Annotated in this window: 15 protein-coding genes and 1 riboswitch; of the genes, 6 read left to right on the forward strand and 9 right to left on the reverse strand. The window is 48.4% G+C overall.

Annotation, left to right across the window (positions count from 1 at the left end; translation table 11 throughout):
* Positions 1–44: 44 nt before the first annotated feature.
* The 8 genes from atzF to DN730_RS08790 all read right to left on the reverse strand — a co-directional run bounded on the left by atzF (position 45) and on the right by DN730_RS08790 (position 11,137).
* A complete protein-coding gene (atzF, locus tag DN730_RS08755; protein ID WP_115467741.1) occupies positions 45–1,868 on the reverse strand; it encodes an allophanate hydrolase in 1,824 nt (607 codons plus the stop codon).
* A complete protein-coding gene (uca, locus tag DN730_RS08760) occupies positions 1,865–5,509 on the reverse strand; it encodes an urea carboxylase (protein WP_115467742.1) in 3,645 nt (1,214 codons plus the stop codon). The genes atzF and uca overlap by 4 nt, the downstream gene beginning before the upstream one ends.
* Positions 5,510–5,594: 85 nt before the next feature.
* Entirely contained in the window at positions 5,595–6,236 is a 642-nt protein-coding gene (locus DN730_RS08765; protein WP_115467743.1) for an urea amidolyase associated protein UAAP2, read from the reverse strand.
* A 3-nt stretch (positions 6,237–6,239) separates the two neighbouring features.
* Positions 6,240–6,956, reverse strand: coding sequence for an urea amidolyase associated protein UAAP1 (locus tag DN730_RS08770; protein ID WP_115467744.1), 717 nt, complete (start codon positions 6,954–6,956; stop codon positions 6,240–6,242).
* A complete protein-coding gene (locus tag DN730_RS08775) occupies positions 6,953–7,768 on the reverse strand; it encodes an ABC transporter ATP-binding protein (RefSeq protein ID WP_115467745.1) in 816 nt (271 codons plus the stop codon). The genes DN730_RS08770 and DN730_RS08775 overlap by 4 nt, the downstream gene beginning before the upstream one ends.
* Positions 7,765–8,583 carry an ABC transporter permease gene (locus DN730_RS08780; RefSeq protein WP_115467746.1) on the reverse strand — a complete coding sequence of 273 codons (819 nt, stop codon included), beginning with the start codon at positions 8,581–8,583 and terminating at the stop codon, positions 7,765–7,767. Before DN730_RS08780 ends, DN730_RS08775 begins: the two co-directional genes overlap by 4 nt.
* 71 nt (positions 8,584–8,654) lie before the next feature.
* Positions 8,655–9,707: a putative urea ABC transporter substrate-binding protein gene (locus DN730_RS08785; RefSeq protein WP_115467747.1), complete on the reverse strand. Its 1,053-nt coding sequence runs from the start codon at positions 9,705–9,707 to the stop codon at positions 8,655–8,657.
* A gap of 64 nt (positions 9,708–9,771) precedes the next feature.
* A riboswitch (guanidine-I (ykkC/yxkD leader) is annotated at positions 9,772–9,879 on the reverse strand.
* A gap of 340 nt (positions 9,880–10,219) precedes the next feature.
* Positions 10,220–11,137 (reverse strand): LysR family transcriptional regulator, encoded by a 918-nt coding sequence (locus tag DN730_RS08790; protein WP_115467748.1) that lies wholly within the window; start codon positions 11,135–11,137, stop codon positions 10,220–10,222.
* 149 nt (positions 11,138–11,286) lie between these two features.
* Here DN730_RS08790 and DN730_RS08795 point away from each other — a divergent pair, with 149 nt between their 5' ends.
* The 6 genes from DN730_RS08795 (at position 11,287) to DN730_RS08820 (ending at position 17,234) form a co-directional block, all read left to right on the forward strand.
* Positions 11,287–12,246 (forward strand): Bug family tripartite tricarboxylate transporter substrate binding protein, encoded by a 960-nt coding sequence (locus DN730_RS08795; protein WP_211313855.1) that lies wholly within the window; start codon positions 11,287–11,289, stop codon positions 12,244–12,246.
* On the forward strand, positions 12,246–12,710 hold the full coding sequence (locus DN730_RS08800) for a tripartite tricarboxylate transporter TctB family protein (RefSeq protein ID WP_211313856.1): 465 nt from the start codon (positions 12,246–12,248) through the stop codon (positions 12,708–12,710). Before DN730_RS08795 ends, DN730_RS08800 begins: the two co-directional genes overlap by 1 nt.
* 23 nt (positions 12,711–12,733) lie before the next feature.
* Positions 12,734–14,236 (forward strand): tripartite tricarboxylate transporter permease, encoded by a 1,503-nt coding sequence (locus DN730_RS08805; RefSeq protein WP_115467749.1) that lies wholly within the window; start codon positions 12,734–12,736, stop codon positions 14,234–14,236.
* The gene (locus DN730_RS08810) at positions 14,229–15,026 is read left to right on the forward strand and encodes an amidohydrolase family protein (RefSeq protein ID WP_115467750.1); all 798 of its coding nucleotides are present in this window, start codon (positions 14,229–14,231) and stop codon (positions 15,024–15,026) included. Before DN730_RS08805 ends, DN730_RS08810 begins: the two co-directional genes overlap by 8 nt.
* A 36-nt stretch (positions 15,027–15,062) precedes the next feature.
* On the forward strand, positions 15,063–16,157 hold the full coding sequence (locus DN730_RS08815; protein ID WP_211313857.1) for an amidohydrolase family protein: 1,095 nt from the start codon (positions 15,063–15,065) through the stop codon (positions 16,155–16,157).
* Between the two features lie 111 nt (positions 16,158–16,268).
* Positions 16,269–17,234 (forward strand): Bug family tripartite tricarboxylate transporter substrate binding protein, encoded by a 966-nt coding sequence (locus DN730_RS08820; RefSeq protein WP_115467751.1) that lies wholly within the window; start codon positions 16,269–16,271, stop codon positions 17,232–17,234.
* A gap of 73 nt (positions 17,235–17,307) precedes the next feature.
* On the opposite strand, the gene DN730_RS08825 is transcribed toward DN730_RS08820, so the two are convergent.
* Positions 17,308–18,210 (reverse strand): LysR family transcriptional regulator, encoded by a 903-nt coding sequence (locus DN730_RS08825; RefSeq protein WP_115467752.1) that lies wholly within the window; start codon positions 18,208–18,210, stop codon positions 17,308–17,310.
* Between the last annotated feature and the right edge of the window lie 94 nt (positions 18,211–18,304).

An 18,304-nucleotide genomic window follows, 5' to 3' on the forward strand; every position in this document is an offset into this window, starting at 1 on the left:
CATCCCCTTACGCCTCGGGCTTTTTCTGTTTTGAGTGGTTGGTGTTAACTTTCTAAATACGCACGCCATCCACCGAATTCAGTGATGTCCTTGGCGTCCTCCAATGCGTACCCCTCACAGATAAAACCACTGACAAAACTGCCATCTTCTAGTTGCAACTTCCCAATCCCTAATGGCGCAGGAATGCCTGCAACAAAGCTGCCAAATTCTGCACTGGGAACACGCCAAACTTCGACTTCGATAGCTGTACCGTTTTGTTTGTCGTAGCTCATACCGGGGCGCATAGGTGGGCCTCCGGCCAATGCATACAAGCGATACACGGGGGCACTGAAGGTTTTCTGTTTGAGCGTTGCCCCTCGCTCAACCAATTGCCAGTTAAGTGGCTGACCTTCTAAGTGAGCGCCGCAAACCGCCACATCAATCGTCGTTGCGTTGCCCACCGGAGTGGAGGTATTTGGCGTTGCGTTTTCTGCCAGCGCGCCTTTAGGTAGTGGAAGAGCTTGCTGAATACGGTTGGCGATCGACAATAGCATTCTGTCACTGAAGGTCGGACCGACTAACGTAATACCAAACGGCATGCCTTGTTGGGTGAACAGGGTAGGTACCGCAATCGAAGCGAGGTCAATTAAGTTCATAAAATTGGTGTAATAACCAAGCTCACTGTTGCGTTTGATCGGCTCTGCCAACATTTCCTCAATGGTAAAGTGGCGGCCAGCCGTTGGCGTTAACAGGCAGTCCACTTCGGCTAATTGCGCTAGGCACACTTGCTGCAAATCTTTGATTCGATACTGAGCCTTGAAGTAATCGGTAGCGGGCGGTTTGCCCCCTGGTGCGATAATCTCTCGCACGACTGGAAACACGGCTTCTGGGTTCGTATCGATCAAAGGTTGCGCGGCAATATAGCGCTCCGATACCCATGGGCCTTCATAGAGCAGCTTAGCAATTTCGTCGAACGGAGCATAGTCAATGTCTTTGAATTCAAATCCCGCATCCGCCAGCTTTTGAAGGGTCTCTTGGTAGGCTTGGGCATAATGTTCATCGCCAAAAAACTTCAACTGAGACGGAGGAATCACGCCAACCGTTAGCGGACCTTGTCTTAGACCATATTGGCGCGCTTGATTGCCGAAGGGGTTGTGTCGGCTGTAGCCATCGCGAGGGTCAAATCCTTCCGCCACCGCCAGTGCGGTATTGGCGTCATCGGTGTTGTAAGTAAACAACGAGATGCAGTCTAAGCTGCGACACGCCGGCACCAAACCGGTCGCGGATAAGAGACCAATACTGGGTTTCACACCAATCAGATTATTAAAGCACGCTGGAACACGCCCAGATCCAGCGGTATCGGTACCTAAACTAAAGCTCGCCAATCCGAGCGCCACAGCAACTGCAGACCCAGCGCTGGACCCGCCGCTCAGATAATCGAAATCAAAGGCGTTGTGGCATGCACCATAAGGCGAGCGTGTGCCATTCAAGCCGGTTGCAAACTGATCCAGATTGGTTTTGCCCACCGGGATCGCACCAGCGTCGATGAGCTGTTGAACCACTTGTGCCGACTCACTGGGCGTGTAAGCAAACTCAGGGCAGGCGGCCGTTGTCGGAATTCCAGCTAGGTCGATGTTGTCTTTAATTGCAAACGGAATGCCCCATAGGGGATGGCTGGCAGGGTCTTTATCCTGTAAAGCCTCCAGCCACACCGCTTGTTCCTTTTCGCTAAGTAGGTGAATCCAGATATTGTGTGATTCATAAGCCTTAGCGCGTTCGCGAATATCAGACATCAGCTCTGCGGGTGTAAAACGTTGTGATTGATAGGCGGCTCGCAGCGCTTCAAACCCCATATCTAAGGTGCCTTTTAGTGGTGCAATAATACTCATGCTGACTCTCCTGTTACGGGTTCCTCAAGGACGACGACGGCCTGTCCGGCACTGACTCGACTGCCATTTTTTAACAACACATCTGAAACCACGCCATCGCTTGGCGCATGCAGTGGGATTTCCATTTTCATCGATTCTAAAATCACCAAGAGTTGGCCGGCTTTCACATGCTCTCCGGATGACACCTGGGTTTGCCAAACGCTGCCAGACACGGGGCTATCGACCACGACTGCGTCTTCGCTCCATGTCACATCGGTCTCGGTGTGCTCGGCTTCGTCTTGGTCGAAATGGAACTGGCCGTTGGCATGCCAGCGAGCGAGTTCATCCGCAAACGCTTGGTTACGAGTGGTCTTGAATTGATCAATATCGCTTTGATGACGGTCAACAAACGCTTCGTATTCCGATAGTGAGAAGCTACTTTCCTCGATGCGTATTGGGTAGTTGTCATGGGGGAAGTCCTTGCGAATCTGCTGCAGCTCATCATGGCTGACTTCGTAAAAACGAATCTGATCAAAGAAACGTAACAACCAAGGTTTGTTGAAAGCGGATGTTTGGCGATAGCGATTCCACATTTGCAGCGTCCGCCCTACAAATTGATATCCCCCTGGGCCTTCCATGCCGTAGACACATAAATATGAGCCGCCGATACCGACGGAGTTTTCCGCGGTCCATGTTCGCGCAGGGTTGTATTTGGTCGTCACTAAACGATGGCGAGGATCGACGGGTGTCGCAACGGGGGCACCCAAGTAGACATCCCCCAGTCCCATGACTAAGTAGCTGGCGTTGAAGACGATGTCTTTCACTTGGTCGATGCTGTCCAAACCATTAATTCGACGAATAAACTCAAGGTTACTCGGGCACCAAGGGGCGTTGGATCGTACCGATTGGGCGTACTTATCAATCGCTTCTTGGCAGGCTCTATCATCCCAAGAAAGCGGCAGGTAGACAGTACGCGACGGTACGCTCAGCTCGGCCAATTTCTCGCCTAACGCACGCTCAGCGTGTTCGAGCAGCTCAAGCAATGCTGTGTGTCGGGTCTGCTGGCTATCGTAGTGGATTTGCAGAGATCGAATCCCAGGCGTGAGTTCTTTCATACCCGCAAACGGATGCTGTTCCAGCCACTGCATCAAAGCATGAGCACGGAAACGCAGACGGATGTCGAGCACTTGCTCGCCGTATTCCACGAGCAGGAAGTGATCGCCTGCCGCGCGATACACGATGTCGTCACCGAATTGCTCTGCGGACAGTGTTTTCAAAATAGGAGACGTAATACCGCAGCTTTCTACAGTTAACTCTGGTGAAGAGAGCGTTGCGATCGACGCGCTTTGCTCGGCTTCTAAGGCCACGGCATCATCCAGTGTCACTGGCACGAAACGTACGGTATCGCCGGCGCGCAGTTGGCCGAGCTTCCACAGGTCTGCGGTGATCACCGTTGCAGGGCAGACGAAGCCCCCCAATGATGGGCCATCAGGGCCGAGAATCACCGGCATGTCGCCAGTGAAATCGACGCTGCCAAAGGCGTAGGCGTTATCATGAATATTCGAAGGGTGTAACCCTGCTTCGCCACCGTTTTGGCGCGCCCACTTAGGTTTCGGACCAATCAAACGTACGCCTGTGCGGCTGGAGTTGTAGTGGATTTCCCAATCGGTAGTGAAGAACATGTCGATGTCTTCATCGGTAAAAAAGTCTGGGCAGCCATGCGGCCCGTAGATCACGCGTAGCGTATGGTGATGCGCGAGTTCTGGAATCAAGGCGCTGGGTAATTGCGTGCCAGCCGCGGGTGCCTTGGTATCTAGAGTGGTCAGGACATCGCCCGTTTGCAGCGCGCGTCCATTGTGCCCGCCGAACTGCCCCAGTGTGAAGGTCGATTTTGATCCAAGGTAGTCAGGGCAGTTAAAGCCTCCGGCCACGGCGAGATAAGCGCGTGCGCCGCTTTCTTTTATGCGGCCCAGCGTCAAGGTCTGACCGGGCTTTACCATGACGACCTCGTGGCGAGGCAGCGCGACGTCATCGAGCTTCGCATCAATGCTAGCGCCCGCGAGTGTGATCGCTGTTTCGAAGCTGAATTTTAGGGTTGGGCCTTGCAAGGTAATTTCCATGGTAGCGGCATCGTCGCTGTTTTCCAGTAGGCGATTCGCCAAGCGACTATGGTAACGATCAAACGGCCCAGACGGCGGTACGCCCACGTTCCAATGATGTTGACGACCTGGGAAATCTTGTAATGTGGTTTGTGTCCCGCCGCTTAATACGTCAATGCGTTTTGGTGAGTAAACAAAGCTGTTGAGATAGCGCGTGCTGACTTCACCATTAAGTAACGTTTTATCTTCGAGCAGTTGTTTTAGGTAATCAAGGTTGGTTTGGGTACCGTATAACGTGCAGTGTTCCAGTGTGGATTGAAGGAGCGCAAGCGCTGCGGTGCGATCTGTATCATGCACAATGACTTTGGCGATCATTGGGTCGAAATACGGGGAGATCTCGATGCCACTTTCTACCCAATGGTCGATGCGGATGCGTTGCTCTGATGCGGGGGCATCCGACTCGGTATAGCTTGCTGGCAAGTTTACATAGCTCAATAAACCTGGGCTTGGCTGAAAATCTTTGTAAGGGTCTTCGGCGTACAGTCGTACTTGGATTGAGTGGCCTTTAGGGGTCAACGTCTCGCGCTTTTCATTGAGGTTCAGCGCTTCGCCCGCCGCTAAGCGTACCATCCATTCAACTAGATCAACGCCGTATACTTCTTCGGTGACACCATGCTCTACTTGTAAGCGAGTATTCACTTCCAAAAAGTAAAACAGATCCGTATCCATGTCGTAGATAAATTCGACGGTGCCAGCGTTGCGATAACTGACCGACGCCAATAAAGATTCGGCGGTCTGGTGAAGTTGTTTACGTACGGCGTCGGTTAGATTCGGTGCGGGACATTCTTCAACCACTTTTTGATTACGACGTTGGCTGGAGCAGTCGCGCTCGCCCAGTGCGAGAGCGGAGCCTTGTCCATCCGCAAAGACTTGGACTTCGATGTGTCGCGCACGCGCGATAAATTTTTCTAAAAATACGCCATCGTCGGCAAAGTTGCTGGCGCCTAGGCGTTTGACCGAGGCAAAGTTCTCTTGTAGCTCTTTGTCATCGTGACACAGATGCATCCCGATACCACCCCCTCCAGCGGTACTTTTCAGCATCACGGGGTAGCCAATTTTTTGCGCGATGTCGAGCGCACTGTCGAGGTCAGTGAGAAGCTCAGATCCGGGCAATAATGGCACTTCGGCTTGTTCGGCGAGCGCTCTTGCGCGATGTTTTAAACCAAACGCCAACATGTGTTCATCCGTCGGGCCGATGAAGGCGATGCCTTCGGCTTCGCAGCGGCGTACGAAATTCGCGTTTTCACTTAAAAAACCATAACCAGGGTGGATCGCTTGAGCGCCGGACGCTTTCGCGATGCGCAGTATTGTGTCGACATTTAAATAGGTGTCACTCGCCGCACCTTCGCCTAATGGGTAGGCTTCATCGGCTAATTTTACGTGACGGCTTTTGGCGTCGGATTCGGCGTAGACTGCGACCGCTTTGATGTTCATGCGTTGGAGCGTACGAATGATTCGGGCAGCGATTGCTCCACGGTTAGCGATTAAGACAGTGTGAAACATGATTCAACCTTCACCGGGTCGTCCCGGTCTCATAAATACGACAGTGGTCGTCCACTGAATTGACTAGAAAAGTCGAGGGTGAGTGTTACGCTTCCCAGACCAAAACATCGATTGGTGTTGGGTTGTAGCCATTACAAGGGTTATTCAATTGCGGGCAATTGGAAATCAGCACAATCAGATCCATTTCAGCTTTCATTTCTACGTATTTGCCAGGCGCTGAGATGCCGTCTTCAAACGTGAGCCCGCCTGTTTCCGTGACAGGAACGTTCATAAAGAAGTTAATGTTGTGGCTGATATCGCGCTTGTCCAAGCCAAACTCTGGGTTCTCTGCGATGGCGAGCATCCAGCTATCACGGCAAGCGTGCATACAACGCTTTTCAAGGTCGTAACGGACGGTATTGCTCTCGGTGGCGCAGGCACCGCCAAGGGTGTCATGTCGGCCACAGGTATCAGCCACAATTTCCAACATGATGTTGTTTTCGTTGGAGCGCAGTTGTGAGCCGGCGGTTAAATAGACATTGCCTTGCTCGCGGATAGTGTCAGTGGCACTGTAGCGTTCGGCTGGGTTGTGGGCGTTATAAAATAGAGTATCCGCCGCTTGGTTGCCTTCTAAATCAACAAAACGAAAGGTCGCCCCAGCTGGAATATAGCGAATGAAGTAATCGCCAGCGTCGACGGTGTACTTTTGGTTCGCTTGGTTTGCGTGTAATAAGCTTTCTTTAATCATGAGTTAGGCCTCCAGTCCGAAATGGTACAAGGCATTGTTAGCAAAGCCGCGTTGGTTCTCTGGGCGAGAGTTTTTACATAAGTCGTCTTCAGTCACTGGCGCGGCTTTTTCCAGTAATAGCTTCACTGGTTTACGTGGGTATTGCTCGGCTTGGCTGAGTGGGTGAGGGCAGGTGTGTAAGATCACTAGCGTGTCCATCTCAAAGCGCAGCGTGATGTGACTGCCAGCGGGGCTGTTGTGTTGGGCGAGTGTCATATTGCCGTCCGCATCGGTCTGCACCTTGCTGAAAAGATTGAGGTTGGCGGTTAAATCCGCTTGGGTGAGACCGTATTTAGCCATTTCTACCAGCATCGCATCATGGCCATTTTGGTGCCAATCATTACGGTCTGATTGGTAGTCTCGAGCCCCCCATTTGGCTTCGATATGGCTCGCATGGCTATTGCCGCTGACCGTTTCGTGCCAGCCCACCGAGTCTTTAATAATGGAAGCAAAGACGCGGCCCATGTCGGAGTAGAGGCAATGTCCTTCGGTTAATTTGAAGGTATGCTGACCTTTTAAAGTATCGGGAGCGTTGTAACGCTCTAATAGGTTTTCTGGGTTGTAAAATACCATGCCCACGTTGGCGTCGCCTTCGACGTCGGTCAGGGTGATTTGTGTTCCGCGACGCACGCGCAAAGACCAATGGCTTGCGGGTGGGATAAGCGTTTCATAATGTGTCATGTTTGTCTCTCCGTGAGATCTGCTGTCATAGTGGTGCTTTTTGTTGGGCGAAGCTGATCGTCAATTTCTTGATAAAGACTGTCTTGTGTGGCATCCACAGGTAAGTCGTAAGTGATCGATGCTCCGTAGGCGTTGGGGGCATGTGGGTCATGACGTAGTTTGTCAAATACCCATAAACGGGTGCCGAGATAGAAGCCTTCTTTCAGGTCATGCGTCACCATAAAAATGGTGAGTTTATGAGTGCGCCACAAATCGAGAATGAGCCGATGCATGTCAGCTCGAATGCCAGGGTCAAGCGCGCCAAAGGGCTCATCTAGAAGTAAAATGCGAGGTTTACAGATGACCGCCTGAGCGATGGCTAAGCGCTGTTTCATACCTCCAGAAAGCTCATGTGGGTAACGGTTTAGGGCATGACTCAAGCCAACTTGCGTCAGCATCTCAGCGGCTTCTTGGCGTGCTTGGCGCTTCTCGTTTCCAAATAAATAACCAGTCAAAGACGCTTTTTGAAAGCCCTTTGCTGCGACGACGTTTTCCAATACGGTCATATGAGGGAAGACCGAGTATTGTTGGAAGACAATGCCGCGCTCAGGGCCTGGCTCGTTTGGCATGGGCTCGCCATTCAGCAACAACTCACCTGAGGAGGGTTGTTCAGTGCCTAGGATCATTTTTAGAAAAGTGCTCTTGCCGCAACCGGAAGCGCCGACTAGTGTAATGAATTCCCCTTCTTCAACAGTCGTGGTGACGTTTTCCAAGATAATGTCTTGGCCGTATTGCTTACCGATATTACGCGCTTCAATAAAAGGCTGGCTCATGATTTGCCCTCCGCATTCCAAGGGTACAGTCGAGAATTGATGGCGCTTAAGAGGTAATCAATCAAGAAGGCCAAGAGCGTAATCCAAGCCACATACGGTAAGATCACGTCCATCGACATGTAGCGTCGTACTAGGAATATGCGATAGCCCAAACCGTCGGTTGAAGAGATTGCTTCTGCGGCGATTAAAAACAACCAGCCAGCGCCAAGTGACAAGCGTATGGCGTCGATCAATTTCGGCATAACCTGAGGAAGTAATACTCGAATCAAGATTTGAGGCGTACTCGCCCCTAAAGTTTGAGCTTTAACCAGTTGTTCGCTCGGAATCTCTTGTGTGCGGCGCTGAATATCTCGTGCAATAAACGGCGCTACACCTATGGCAATGAGTGTAATTTTGGAGGCTTCTCCCAGACCAATCACGATAAACAGAATTGGCAGTATTGCGAGAGGCGGAATCAAGGAAATGACCGTTAGCAACGGAGCAAAGCTGGCAAATAGTACGGGTAATGCTCCAGTCAAGACGCCAATGCATAACCCAAAGATAGCGGCAATACCCACCCCAGCAAACAGGCGTAACAGACTGCTGAGTGTATCCTGCCAAAATACCAGCTCTCCCGTACGACGGCTGGGTTCAAAAGCTAAGCGATACATCGCTTCACCCATTTGTCCAAACGAAGGCAGTAACTTATCGCTTGGGTTGATGGCCAAGCGCGCCTCGGATCCAATCATATATATCACCAAAAGCACGGCAAAAGGCAACAGACCCAGCAAAACTTGATTAGCCGACGAGGGGGTATAGTTAATTAATTTTTTCATACAAGCGCCTTCATGCAAAAATTCTTAGGAACGCGCTGGGCCTAAATCGGCACAGCGCGCCTTAGAGGAGCTTACAGCTGACCGTCCGCTGCCATTTGCATGTAGGTGTTGTCAAAGCGAAGCTTGATGTTGTTTGGATCTCCGTAAGTGCCTGCTGGCATTTCAATGCCCACTATATCGGCACCGGGAGCGCCTTCACCTAATAGACCATGCTCGAATGAAAACTCTGCCACGTTGGTCATAGTTTCAACCAATTTAGGACTATTGACTAACTCAAGGGCCGCTTCTGGGGTGTAATACATGTGGGTTTTGGCAAGTTGTGCATCGTAGCCTTCTAGGTCTGTTTCAGCCGCCTCAGCCATAATGGTACGGATTTCTTTAGCGCTATCGCTGTCGCCTGACATTTCGGCCATGATTTCAAACCATGCTCCCGTTAGCGCTTTGCCTAAGGCTGGGTTCGCGTTCAAGGTGTCTGTATTCACGATCAAAGCATCAATGATTTCACCTGGGATTTGTGATGAATTAAATACATCGTAGGTGTTTGGCATGGAAAGGATTTCGCTGGCTAATGGATTCCATGTGACGGTTGCAGAGACATCGCCTGAACCAAACACAGACACGAGATCCGCATCAGATGTATTGACTACTTGAACGTCGCGCTCACTCATTCCGACTGATTCTAAGCCGCGCGCTAGTAGGTAATGAGAGACACTGTATTCCACCAAGTTGACGCGCTGGCCTTTGATGTCTTCGAGCGAGTCTTTGCCCAATAGAATGACGGAATCATTACCATTAGAGTAGTCACCAGCGATCAGAACGGTACTGTCGACGCCGCCTACGGCCGGAATGGTTAGAGCATCCATTTGTGCCATGGTACATGCGTCAAATTGACCTGCGGTGTATTGGTTCATTGATTCGACGTAGTCATTGATCTGGACAACATCGATAGAAATATCGTACTTATCTGCCCACTTATCGATAATGCCTGATTGGCTAGCGTAGGCCCACGGCATCCAGCCTGCGTAGATTGACCAGCAGACTTTGAAGTTATCTTGCGCAAGAGTTGGGGTAGACGCGGCGAGAGCAAACAGTAGAGCGGAAACTTTTTTCGTGGGGAATTTCATAGGAAGTCACCTTTTCAGTTTGTTTAATTACACATGGAGTACCCTTGGCAATAATCGCCATGCGGTCTCCCGGGCTTTTGTCCCGCCGTGTAACCTTGAAACTTCAAGGTCGAAAGCTCTCGGACCAGTCACGCCACTAATAAATGACATCGGAACCCTAGCTCTCTATTTTCTAAATTGTGATGTTCGACTTTCCAAGGGTACGAACATGAATTATGAAAGCACTTACTGTGCCAAGCTTGAAATTTTCTTGCTCAATTGCGATGTTAAGTCCGAATAGAAAAATTATACTGCTGTTTTTATTGTTATAACTATCAATGACTTACATGAAATTCGTAACATTAAATAATTAATAGAATAATGTGTAACGAAATTCACCTAAGAATGTTTGGATCCTAATTATTATGTTGATTTTTTGGGGTGCGGTAAATTGAGTGCTCACTTTAAGTGCGTCTGACGCAGTTTGGTGCAATGCGTATTGAAATACTAGGTTTGGTTGAATCAATCTATCTCTAACTGCCATCAAATATACGTCGCCCTTGTTGTATGAATATGTCCCTCAGGCATGTCGCAGCGGGTGAGAGATAGCCTTCTTTACGGCTTATGACGTTGTAATGCCTTTCCATACATAACTCCGGAATAGGTACTTCTTTAAGGTGTTTTTTAGATGTGTCGACACCCTCTAGGTTTCGTCTAGAGATGAAGCTTAGCAACTCGGTTTTCATAATCACGGAAGGGATCATAAGTAATAAATTGGTTTCGATTTGTACATCGGGTTTCGTCAAGCCATGCATCTCAAACGTTCGGTCAAGCCATTGGCGGCTCATAACTGAAGTAGGTGCTAATACCCACTTAAAATTCACTAAGTGGCTCAGGTTGATTTTGCCTTTGAAGACGTCGTGGGAGCTATTGGCGACAACAACCATGGTGTCTTGATAAAAGGGAACCCATTTGAAATCGGGGTCTAAATCGCCATTTAAGCCAATGACAAGGTCGAGCTCTCGTTCTTTGAGCTTGTCATACAGTAAGTCTGTTTGCCCGATGGTCGTTTTGAGTTTAATGCTAGGAAAGTCTTGGGTGAGAATGTTTACGATCGGCAGTAATATATGGTGTGCAGCGGTCGGCACGAGGCCTAATTTTACCTGTCCCTTAACGCCGGATTCCAGCTCTTTGATTTCTAAAGCGACGTCATGGACGGTTCCGAGTATGGTATGAGATCGTTGTAATAAAAGTTCTCCAGCAGTTGTCAGCTGAATATTGCGCCCATCTTTCTCGAATAAGCGTGTATCGAGGGCGCGTTCTATGCGGCGTATGGCCCCCGTTAAAGCGGGTTGAGTTTTGTGAAGTTGCTCAGCGGCTTTGCCGACATGTCCCAAAGTAGCGACGCGTTGGAAGTAAATGAGATCACGTAATTCAAATTGATCATTCATATTTATTGTTTTTCAAAAAAATACTATTGGAATTTATCGATTGTATACCTTAATAATTCTGTTATGTAGACATTCCTTCAAATTGTCGCACACGCACTGTTTTAGTTGATGTCTCTACAAATAAGAATAAACACTATGCGAGAACCTAAATGATGAAACTATCTAGCTCAAAATTGATTAAATGTTCCGCCTTGGCTTTGTTAGTTGGTATTTCAAGTGCCTATGCTAATGACTTTCCGACTAAGCCTATTACTGTCGTCGTTCCATATGGCGCTGGCGGTACCACTGATATTTCGGCGCGTAAACTGTCTAGTCTAGCCGAAGCTGAACTGGGGCAACCGATTGTTGTAGAGAACCGCCCAGGTGCAAGTGGTACAAATGCAATGCGTTCAGTAGCGAATGCAAGAGCGGACGGCTATACACTTATTGCAACGACATCCTCTCCACTATTTGTTACGCCAGCTGTTCGCCCTGTCGGCTACGATTCTGTAAAAGACTTTACTCCAATCCTAAATTACTCAGGCCCTTACCATGGTGTTTTGGTACCTGCTGATAGCCCTTACAAAACGTTTGATGGGTTAATAAAAGCGGCCAAATCAGGCACTTCTATTAGCTACGGTACAGCCGGTGCAATGGGCGGTCCACACTTATCGTTTGAACTGATTGCACGTCAAACTGGCGCAAAACTAAAACATGTGCCATTTAATGGCGCGGGTTCCGCCACGGCTGCTGTACTAGGTAAACACGTTGATGTCGCTCTTGTGCCAGCGTATCGCGATCTGGTTTTGGATTCGAAATTGAGATTGTTAGGTGTTTTAGATGACAGTCGTGACCCTGACTTTGAGTCGGTTCCGACCCTAAAAGAAGCTGGATATGACGTAGAGTTTCCGTCTGTTGTAGGTGTTATGGCACCTGCGGGAACGGACCCAGAGATTGTTGAGCAGCTTGAAATGACCTTTACAAAGGTCGCTAAGTCCGATGAATTTAAAGCATTCATGACGAAGTTGAATCAACCAGTAAGGGTGATGACGGGCGAGAAGTTGGGCGGAATCATCCAATCTAACCTTGAGACTTACCGCAACGTTGCGAAAGAGTTGAGCCAGAAGTAATGAGTGGTAATCTTTCAAAGCTATGGGCAAACAGTGGCCTCCAGTCACTCGTTTGCCTAATGCTAGCTGTGTTTGCGGGTTTAGGGCTCTGGACATTAGATACGCAAGTACAAGTGTTTAGTTTTGGAGATTCTTTGTTCGATGCGCGGTTTTTTCCGCGTATCGTGCTTGGTCTTATCATTGTGACCGCTATTTTGTGTTGCGTAGCACGTATCAAAAAAGCAGATGACCCCGTGGGGCCGTTGACAGGATGGATACGAGTTTTGCTCGTGGTAGGGACACTAATTTGGGCATTGTGGTTTATGCCAAGCGTAGGCTTCTTAATCAGTTCGTTTATTGCAGCCAGTGCAACAGCGCTTGTTTTGGGCGAACGAAATATTCTTTTATATATAGGCCTTCCATTTCTTGTTGCAACGCTTGTAACGCTTGGTGCCCAGTACGGTCTTAACATCCCTCTACCATAATCCTGTCGTTGGAGATTCATAACATGTTGCTTGATGCGTTTAATGCATTAATGGATATCTGGGTACTGGTTGCCGCAGTATCTGGGATCGTAACGGGTATTATTATTGGCGCTATTCCAGGGTTAGGGCCGACCATGGCTATAGCGCTGCTAATTCCTGTTACGTTTACGATGTCTCCTATTCCCGCGATTACGCTGCTATTAGGTGTGTATCAAGGTGCCATTTTTGGTGGTTCAATCTCAGCCATTTTGTTAAACGTACCAGGAACACCTTCGTCGGCTGCCACCGCAATTGATGGCTACGCTATGGCGAGAAAAGGTGAAGGTGGCCGGGCATTGCGGGTGGCACTGTATGCAAGTGTTGCGGGTAATATTTTTAGTTGTCTTGTGTTGATTGTGCTTGCTGAGCCTCTTGCTTCATTTGCTTTAAACTTCGGTCCAGCTGAAATGGCGGCGCTGATGTTGTTTGCACTTCTTGTGATTGTTTTATTTGGTGGCGGCGTCCGACTTGATGCGGCACTAATGGTGTTGTTGGGGGTGTTCGCAAGCATTATTGGGCTTGACCCAATAGAAGGTACCCCACGGTTTACGTTTAATAGTTTTGCTATGGAGAATGGCTTACAACTTATTCCTGTGCTCGTAGGTTTGTTCGCTATGTCAGAGGTGTTTTTGAAGCTATTTCAGAAGCAATCCTCGATTAAAGAGCCAGTTGATTTGCCCAAAATTGTTCCGAGTAAGGTGCGCTTTGTAGATATGTGGCGTATGCGTGCGACGCTATTATGGTCATCTCTTATTGGAACATTTGTTGGAATTTTGCCCGGTATTGGTTCGACCGTGCCTGCATTCATGAGCTATGGTTTAGCTCGCGCTCGCTCAAAGCAAGCACACAAGTTTGGTCAAGGCGCTGATGAAGGTGTTGCAGCACCTGAGGCCGCAAATAATGCCGTTACGGGTGGTGCGTTGATACCCACTTTGGCATTAGGTATCCCCGGAGATGCGGTGACGGCAGTCATTCTAGGGGCGTTTATGCTGCAAGGACTTGCACCAGGCCCATTTCTATTCCGGGATTATGGCGTAGAAGTTTATGCGATCTTTGAAGCGCTTATTTTATCTTCGATTCCAACCATCATCTTTGGATTGTTACTGTTTAAAGTAGCTGTTCACGTAATACGTATCCAGCCACGTCACTTGTTTCCAACCATTACGGTTTTAGCATTGCTTGGGGCATTTTCTGTCAATAATAGCCTTGTTGATGTTTGGGTGATGTTGGGGGCAGGTTTTGTCGGCTTTCTTTTACGTCGTGCAGATTTTCCATTACCTCCACTGTTAATCGGCTTGATCCTAGGTACACCGCTTGAACAAAGCGTTCGTCAGGCAATGTTAACGAGTAATGGTAGCTTGGATATTTTCTGGAACTCAGGTATCGCGTTGGCATTACTCGGTTTAACTGCTATCAGCATACTGATCAGTTTATGCATTCCTTTATTGCGGAAACAGCGTCAACAAAAAGGTTCGTCCAATGTCTAAGTCTGATTTCATTCTGTGTGATAGTCACATGCATGTCTTTAGTCGACATGAAGTGATTCAGTCGTCTAAGTACGTTGCGCCAGCTAAAGATTTGAGTGACTTTATTACTGAAGCGACAACCAAAGATATTGGTAGAGCGGTGGTGATTCAAGCCTCAATTGATGGAACGGATAATTCTCGTTTGTTGGATACACTGTTACATCAAGACGAATTGATGCTGCGCGGTGTCGCTATGATCGATGAGCACAGTGTGGGTCTGGAAGAGCTTGCGAATGCGGGCGTGCGAGCACTTCGTATTCAAGACCGTTCAAGACTTGGTATCAATGATCTAGAGCGTTTGCCCGAGCTTGCAGCAAAGGGTGCTGAGGTGGATTGGCATGTTGAAATCAATACCGAGCCTGCGCGATACGAACGCCTGAGATGCTTACTAAGCAAGCTCCCAGAAGGGCAATCTGTAGTGCTTGACCACTTTGGTCATTGTGACCCCTCAGATCTAGAGCAACGTAATCAGTTGTGCCGTTTGCTCGATACAGGGCGAGTTTGGATCAAGTTGGCCCCTACGCGAGTGAGTCAAAAAGTGGGGAGTTACGCAGATCTAACCGACATTGTAGAGAGTCTAGCGGGGCGTTACACCGAGCGTTGCCTTTGGGGGAGTGACTGGCCTCACGTTATGACCTCTGAACCTCTACCTAAAACAATCGATATGCTGTCATTCTATAAAAATGTGCTGACGACCAAGCAATTTATTGCTTGCTTCAGTGGTAATCCTGCAACGCTTTATCGATTTTAGTTTGTTGAGCACATAACCGAGTAAAAAGGGAACCTAATGTCTCGCGCCTCTAATCAGCCAGACCAACGGATTACATTGCCGTCATGGCAACAAAGAATGGTGGTTTCGTCGCCTAATCCCAACCCAAATTCAGAATGGCTTGCTCAGGTAGTAGAGGATCCACTGCTGCCTGAGTTGGAGATTGTGGACGCGCACCATCATTTATGGGATCGCTCAGGCTTTCGATATTTGCTTGAAGAATACGCTGATGACATTGGCTTCAGTGGTCGTAATGTGGTTGCTTCCGTCTTTGTACAGTGTCGTTCCATGTATCGCCAACATGGAGCGGAGGAGATGAAGCCAGTCGGTGAGGTCGAATTCGTACGAGGTGTAGCAGCGCAGGCTAACAGTGGATACTACGGAAAAACAAGCGTATCCGCAGCTATCGTGGGCGGTGCTAATTTATTGTTAGGAAGTAAAGTGGCAACCGTACTCGACGCTATGCAGGAAGCCGGAGGCGGACTGTTTAAGGGAGTGCGTACGCCCGTCGCTGCACACGCGGAAGATGTGATCCGATCAAACCCTGTTCCGGTTCCCGAAGGGCTGATGCTCACAAAAGAATTCATAGCAGGAGCAGAACAGTTAGTTCAGCGTGACTTGCTGTTGGATTTATGGGTGTATCAAAGCCAACTGCATGAAGTCACACAGCTTGCTCGTGCCCTACCATCGTTACGGATAGTTATCAATCATGCGGGCGGCCCGTTAGGGGTAGGTACGTATAGTATTAACCGCGAACGACATTTCTCAGAATGGCGCGTGGCACTGTCAGAGCTTGCCAATTGTCCTAACGTGTCCATCAAATTGGGTGGATTCGGAATGCCGATAATGGGCTTCGAGTTTTCGAAAAAACCAATGCCGCCCTCTTCTAAAGAGTTAGCCCAACACATTGCTCCCTACATCAATGTTTGTATTGAGCTATTTGGACATGAACGATGCATGTTTGAAAGCAATTTTCCCGTAGATAAAGGTAGTTATTCATATGGCGTTCTATGGAATGCCTTTTGTCGCGTATCAGAGCATTGGAGTGCCCATGAACGCGATCTGGTTTTCCAAGGTACTGCCCGTTCCATATATCAAATAAAGAGAGGGTAGTGCGTAGAGAAACATTGTGTCTTTTTAAAGATGCTTTGCAGGAAGAAGAGGCGGCATTTGATGTCATTTGCTGCTGTGTTGCTCACATACAATAAATCTAAAAGGTGAAACATGAAAAAACTGGGATGTACTTCGATCATATCTGCTTTAGTGCTTACGACCTCAATGTCTGCGCAACTGAGTTTCGCTAATGACTACCCCGAAAAAACAGTGGAGGTGGTAGTAGGGTATTCGGCTGGTGGTGGAACGGATGTGATGGCTCGAACCATTGCCTCCCACCTAGAAGCGTATTTAGGAAAAGACGCTGCAATGGTCGTAAAAAACTATCCCGGAGCGGGAGGTCAAATAGGGTTCACAAAAGTCGCGACCTCCGATGCAGATGGCTATACCTTAGGTACAATGAATCTGCCGGCGGCATTGGCATTGACCTACGATCGACAAGCAGATTACAGCGCAGACAGTTACACGTGGTTGGCAAACTTTGTGTCTGATCCAAACACCTTAGTGGTAAGTAAAAAATCGGGTATTACCAGTGTTGAAGAGCTGATTGAAGTTGCGAAGGAAAAACAGGGGGCTTGGACTGTTGGTTTGGCGTCTCTAGGAGGAAATGACCATTTTTCGGCTATTCAATTTGCCAACGCCGCGAATATTAAGCTAACGCACGTACCATTTAAAGGTGCTGCTATGGCGCGTACTTCTATTTTGGGTGGTCACGTCAATATGGGAACAATGGCGTTTAGTCAAACGGTTGGTTTTGACGACGAGTTACAGGTATTAGCCGTATTGTCTGATAAACGTTTACCTCAAGCGCCAAACATTCCTACGGCGAAAGAGCTGGGCTACGATGTTGAAATGGGCTCATACCGAGGTTTAGTTGCCCCAGCTGGGTTGCCTGAGGCAACGCTAAAAACACTTAAAGTCGCGCTCGATAACCTTTCAATGGATCCAGATTTTCTAGCGGATATGAAGAGTCGTGGCACACCAGTCCAATATAGGAGTGGCATGTCATATGAATCTCTAGCCAAAGAGCAAAATGACATTGCTGCACAGATTTGGCAGGAGACACCTTGGAAGTAAAACGCTTGTAAACATGAGATGCATACGAGAACAAGGCTATGGCTTGTTCTCGTTCTCCCCAGACAAATACGCTCTAGTCAACCTTAGCTTCAGCTCGCGCAATGCCATGTGTACCACTTTGCTCCGCCAAATGGTTGTGTAGCTCTTCGATGATCACTTTTCTCGGATTGTTTATTCGTTCGACGATCCCAATCTTTCGCGACAATTGGGGGGTCCCAAACTCGATTTTTACTAGATTAGTCATTTCTGATTCTACTAGAAACATGTGTGGAACGACTGTAATACCTAAGCCACTTCGTACGCAGGTTATCAGAGCATTGATGGTATCCACCTCTGCGACATCATTGGTGATTACACCCATTGATGAGAGTTCGGCATCAATAACATTGGCTAGTGGTACGGCACTTTTAAAACGAATAAATGGATATTCATTTAGCATGTCTTTTAGTGGTCGTATCGCCATGTTGCTGGGCAGTATCAGCCATAGAGGTTCATCTAAAAAAGGCTGCCAAGTTAAATGTTGAGGAATACTGATATGCTCCGCGATGATGGCAGCATCTAGGTGGCCCGAAGCGACATCTGACACAAGCTGTGCAGAAAGTCCTATGCGAAGGTTGGTTTTCAAATCTGGGTATTTAGATCGCATTTTGACCATGGCCCCTGGCACAACATTGACGGCGCTAGAGCGAACAGAACCAATCATTAAAGTGCCAGTGATCAAATCTCCGCGTAAAGATAGCTTGGTGTCTTCTTCTAAACGAATGATCTTGCTCGCCATTTCAATGACTTGTAACCCTTGAGGGGTAAAAGTGGGTGGTCGAGTGGTTCGGTCGAAGAGCTGTGTTCTAAGTTCTTGTTCTAGCGAAACTACTTGCTGCCCAACAGCGGCCGCAGTCAAATTCACTTTTTCTGCCGCCTGCGAAAAGGTCTTGTATTTGTGGATCGCTAACAAAGTTTTAAGGTGTCTTGTATTCATAAATAAAGATAACCTTTATATATTGTAAAATATTATTCGATATACTAAAGCAAATGTTTCTCGTAGTCTATTTTCATCGAATCTCAGACGTCCT

Origin of the sequence: Marinomonas piezotolerans (genome assembly GCF_003362755.1) — a bacterium.
Classification (GTDB): Bacteria; Pseudomonadota; Gammaproteobacteria; order Pseudomonadales; family Marinomonadaceae; genus Marinomonas; species Marinomonas piezotolerans.